At 60.1% G+C, this 4,352-nt stretch carries 4 protein-coding genes; 1 reads left to right on the plus strand and 3 read right to left on the minus strand.

The window, feature by feature from the left end; genetic code table 11:
* From AAC035_RS19100 to AAC035_RS19110, 3 genes are all read right to left on the minus strand, one after another.
* Positions 1-1,155, minus strand: a 1,155-nt coding sequence (locus AAC035_RS19100; RefSeq protein WP_339806699.1) for an SDR family NAD(P)-dependent oxidoreductase, incomplete at its 3' end; no start/stop codon positions are given.
* Positions 1,156-1,209: 54 nt separating this feature from the next.
* Positions 1,210-2,490 carry an acetyl-CoA C-acetyltransferase gene (locus AAC035_RS19105; protein ID WP_339806700.1) on the minus strand — a complete coding sequence of 427 codons (1,281 nt, stop codon included), beginning with the start codon at positions 2,488-2,490 and terminating at the stop codon, positions 1,210-1,212.
* A 126-nt stretch (positions 2,491-2,616) separates the two neighbouring features.
* Positions 2,617-3,483, minus strand: coding sequence for a diacylglycerol kinase family protein (locus tag AAC035_RS19110; RefSeq protein WP_339806701.1), 867 nt, complete (start codon positions 3,481-3,483; stop codon positions 2,617-2,619).
* 234 nt (positions 3,484-3,717) lie between these two features.
* On the opposite strand from AAC035_RS19110, the gene AAC035_RS19115 reads away from it, so the two are divergent.
* A partial coding sequence (locus tag AAC035_RS19115; RefSeq protein WP_339806702.1) for a PA4780 family RIO1-like protein kinase occupies positions 3,718-4,352 on the plus strand: 635 nt, incomplete at its 3' end.

The raw sequence follows: 4,352 nt of genomic DNA on the forward strand, positions 1-4,352 counted from the left end.
GGCGTTGGTGCAGATGCCCCGCGCCGCCAACAAGGGTGCCTGTGCCGCTACATAGCCAATGAGCGCAGCCTTGGTGGTGGCGTAGTTGGTCTGACCATAATTGCCGGCAATACCACTCATGGACGACAGATACACCATGCGTCCCTCATCCCGGAGTACCTGCTCCGCCAGAAGCACCTTGTCCACCGCCAGAATAGCCGCCAGGTTGACGCTGAGCACCTGGTTCCAGAACTCCGGCTTCATGTTGGCCAGCGTCTTGTCACGGGTTATACCGGCGTTATGGACCACCACGTCCACTCCTCCGAAGTGTTCCATCACGAAATCTGCCACCACCCGGGGGGCATCGGCCCCGGTGATATCCAGCGCCAGCGCGGTAGCACCCATGTCGGCACAGACTTTATCCAGAGTCTCCTTCACTGCCGGCACATCAAGGCAGATCAACCGGGCGCCCTCCTGGGCCAGTCGCTGCGCCGTGGCAAGACCAATACCACCAGCGGCGCCGGTCACCAGCGCAACCTTGCCGCCCAGCACCGCGGTAACAGGCACGGACGCCGGAGCGCTCACGCCAGCGGTCACCCGGAAACTCTGACCACTGACATAAGTGCACTGCACGCCACAGAAAAACCGCACCACACCGTCCAGCCGGTCAACCGCGTCTTTGGCCACATAGGCCAGGTTGACGGTGGTGCCGTACTTGCCAAGCTCCTTGCCCAGGGAGCGGCCAAAGCCTTCCAGTCCTCGGGCCAGGGCCGCCGTTACGGGATCGTCACCGGCTTCAGGTATCCCGGCCAGCAGCAGAATCCGGCCGTTCTGGGCAATGCGTTTGAGGATGGGCTGGAACGCCTCATACAGGGCCTTGTAGTCATCCGGCTCACCACAGCCTGTGGCGTCCAAGACGACCAGATCAGCCCTGGCGCCCGGCGCTGAAGAAAGCTCATTCAGCACAATCGCGCCGGCCGCGGTCAGTACTTCGCCCACGCTGGTGCCGGCATAGCCCCCGGGGACCGATAGCAGCAGCGCTGTTTTGCCTTTGAATGGCTGCTTCTGATAGCCCTCGTCAGAGCGGGCCAGCTCCACAGGATTAGGCAGCCCCACGGCTTTGGTGAGCCAGGAAGTCATTGGATTCTGGTTCAGGTTGATCAGATAATCGGACATGACAGACTCCGTAAGGTGTGCAAACTGGGTGTAGCGAACAGGCGTGGGGTTTGTTTACTTCTCAAGGATCGCAGTCACCGCCTGACCACCAGCGGCACAGACCGAGATCAACCCCCGGCCACTGCCCTTCTCGTCCAGTGTCTTGGCCAGGGTTCCGACAATGCGGGCTCCGGTAGCGGCAAACGGATGACCTGTCGCAATCGAACTGCCCTTGACGTTCAGCCGGCTTCGGTCAATTTCACCCAGAGCCTTGTCGAGTCCATGCTGCTCACGGCAGAAGGCATCTGACGCCAGGGCGTCAAGGGTACACAGCACTACCGCCGCAAAGGCCTCATGAATCTCATAGAAATCAAAGTCCTGAAGGGCCAGCCCGTGCCTGGCCAGCATCCGGGGGATTGCGTAGGCACCGCCCATCAGCAGACCCTCACGCTCATCGACAAAATCCACCGCCGCCGTCTCACCGGCGGTGATGTAGGCCAGCACCGGAAGCCCTTTGGCCGCCGCCCATTCTTCGGAAGCCATCAGTACCGCAGCAGCACCGTCGGTAAAGGGTGTGGAGTTGGCGGCGGTAATGGTGCCGTCCTCACCGAACGCCGGTTTGAGCCGGGCCAACTTTTCCATGGAGCCCTCACCGCGCAGGTTGTTGTCCCGCTGCAGCCCATGGTAGGGCATGATCAGGTCATCAAAAAACCCGTCCTGATAGGCTTTCAGAAGGTTCTCATGACTGGCCAGGGCCAGTTCATCCTGGGCCTCACGGCTGATGCCGTAGCGGGTTGCTGTCAACTGGGCGTGCTGGCCCATGTTGAGACCGGTACGTGGTTCGCCCTGTGCCGGCATTTCCGGCAACAGGTGCCTGGGGCGGAGCAGTCTGAGCGCCTGCCCCAGCCGCTGGCTGGTGGTTTTTGCCGAATTGAGCCGAACCAGCTCCCGGCGCAGGTCAGAATTGGCGCCCATGGGAATGTCAGAGGTGGTATCCGTGCCACAGGCAATACCGGCATCAATCTGGCCCAGCGCAATCTTGTTGGCGACCAGAATCGTCGCCTCCAGACTGGTGCCGCAGGCCTGTTGTACGTCGTAGGCAGGTGTCTGGGGGTGCAGCCCGGACCCCAGAACGGATTCCCGCACCAGGTTCCAGTCGCGGGCGTGCTTCTGCACGGCGCCGCCGGCCACCTCCCCCAGGCGTTCATTCTGCAGACCAAACGCACCAACCAGCCCCTTGAGGGTGTCGGTCAGCATGGTCTGGTTACTCAGTTCCGCATAGGCCGTATTGGAGCGGGCAAAGGGAATGCGATTAGATCCGATGATCGCAACGCGACGGACAGTTCCATTGAGCATGACGGCTTCTCCTGAGGCAGGGATCGGGTTGTGCACAGTTCCAGAACGACCTGTTACAACGAGTGTCCCTTCTGGCTATTTCATTAACCTGCTGAGCCAGCAGACGTTCAATATACAGCCCGTTGGTCAACCATTAACATGTCCACAGACCACTCGCAATGCGCCAGCCTTGCAGATTACTTCGAGTGGTGTCTTTTTATCGGCAACCTCACCGTCGAGGGTGATGGTCTTGGGCTTTGCCGTCGTCAGCCGGCACCGGGTACCCTGCAACCGGACGATGACCTGGTTATCCCGGGGCGGGCGTCCCATCCGGGTCATGAAAAATGCCAGCGCAAGGCGCCACAGAGGTCTTGGGCGAACACCCACAATGACCAGTTGGCCATTATCCAGGGAGGCGCCGGGTACTTCATTACCACCGCCGAAATAGGCGCCGTTGGCAATCGCAATGGACAACCAGCGACCACCTACCTGCCCGGACTCCGTGGCAATCACCCCGTGAAAGCCCCGTTTCTCGGACACTCGCCGCAGAAACGTCAGGCCATAACTGAAACGACCGAACAGCTTTTTCTGCGAGGACTCCTGCTCGGTAACCGGCGCCGTCCCCAACCCCACATGGGCAACGTTCAGAAACAGCGTGTCCCCGGCCATGGCGACGTCCACCTCACGGGTATGGCCTTCTGCAATGATGCGGCAAAGGGTCTGTGGATCATCAGCAAGCCCGAGATTGCGAAAGAAGTCATTGGCGGTGCCGGAAGGAAGCACCGCCAGGGTGGTCCCCCGTTCAACACAGAAAGCTGCCGCCAGATTCACCGAGCCATCACCCCCGGCCACCAGCACACGGTCATCGGCACTGAGTGTTCTGATCCAGCTCTGATCATCCAGGTCACACAGGCGGAGATCACGGATACCAGCCTTCTCGAGGCAATCTCTCCAGAACGGACCGCCACGATCACCATCGCCGGCATGGGGATTGGCCATCAGCCAGTCGGTCATCGGTTTCTGCTCCCGGAAAAGGGGAAAGTCATGTCATGCGCTCCGTACAGGATGAAATCTCAGGATAGCGAATCCGGACAAGTTCCGATCAACAAATCGATGAACATTCATTTAGGTTTCAGCCGGCGGCAGCCCCCTATTCCCAGGAAGGGCTGCGAACCGTAAGATGTGCCTGTCCGAAACATTAATCCATTCCTGACGTGAAAGTAGCGTTCCAATGAAAGCAAGTCTGAAATGAAGGTCCCCAAGCGCCTGCAACCTCTGGTCGACGATGGCCTGATCGACGAAGTCCTGTACCAGTTGATGAGCGGCAAGGAAGCACAGGTTTACGTGGTCCGCTGTGGCGAACATGTGCGCTGCGCCAAAGTCTTCAAGGAAGCCCAGAAACGCAGTTTCAAGCAGGCTGTTGAGTACCAGGAAGGTCGCAAGGTCCGTAACAGTCGTCAGGCACGGGCGATCAACCGCAAAACCAAGTATGGCCAGAAAGAGCAGGAACAGGCCTGGCTCAGCGCCGAGGTGGATGCGCTCTACCGGCTCGCTGCCGCCGACGTGCGGGTGCCCGAACCCTTTGGTTTTGTTGACGGCGTGTTGCTGATGGAGATGATCGCAGACAGCGAGGGCAAGGCCGCCCCGCGACTGGATGACATCAACCTGAGTCCCGAAACCGCCCGCAGCTACCATCAGAAGGTATTGCAGGATGTCGTGAAAATGCTCAGCGCCGGCCTGATTCACGGTGACCTGTCAGAATTCAATGTGCTGGTCGACACCACCGGCCCGGTCATCATTGACCTGCCCCAGGCCGTCAACGCCGCCGGCAACAACAACGCCAGCCGGATGCTGGAGCGGGATGTGGATAACATGCGGCGCTA

It is taken from the genome of uncultured Marinobacter sp., assembly GCF_963974375.1.
Classification (GTDB): domain Bacteria; phylum Pseudomonadota; class Gammaproteobacteria; order Pseudomonadales; family Oleiphilaceae; genus Marinobacter.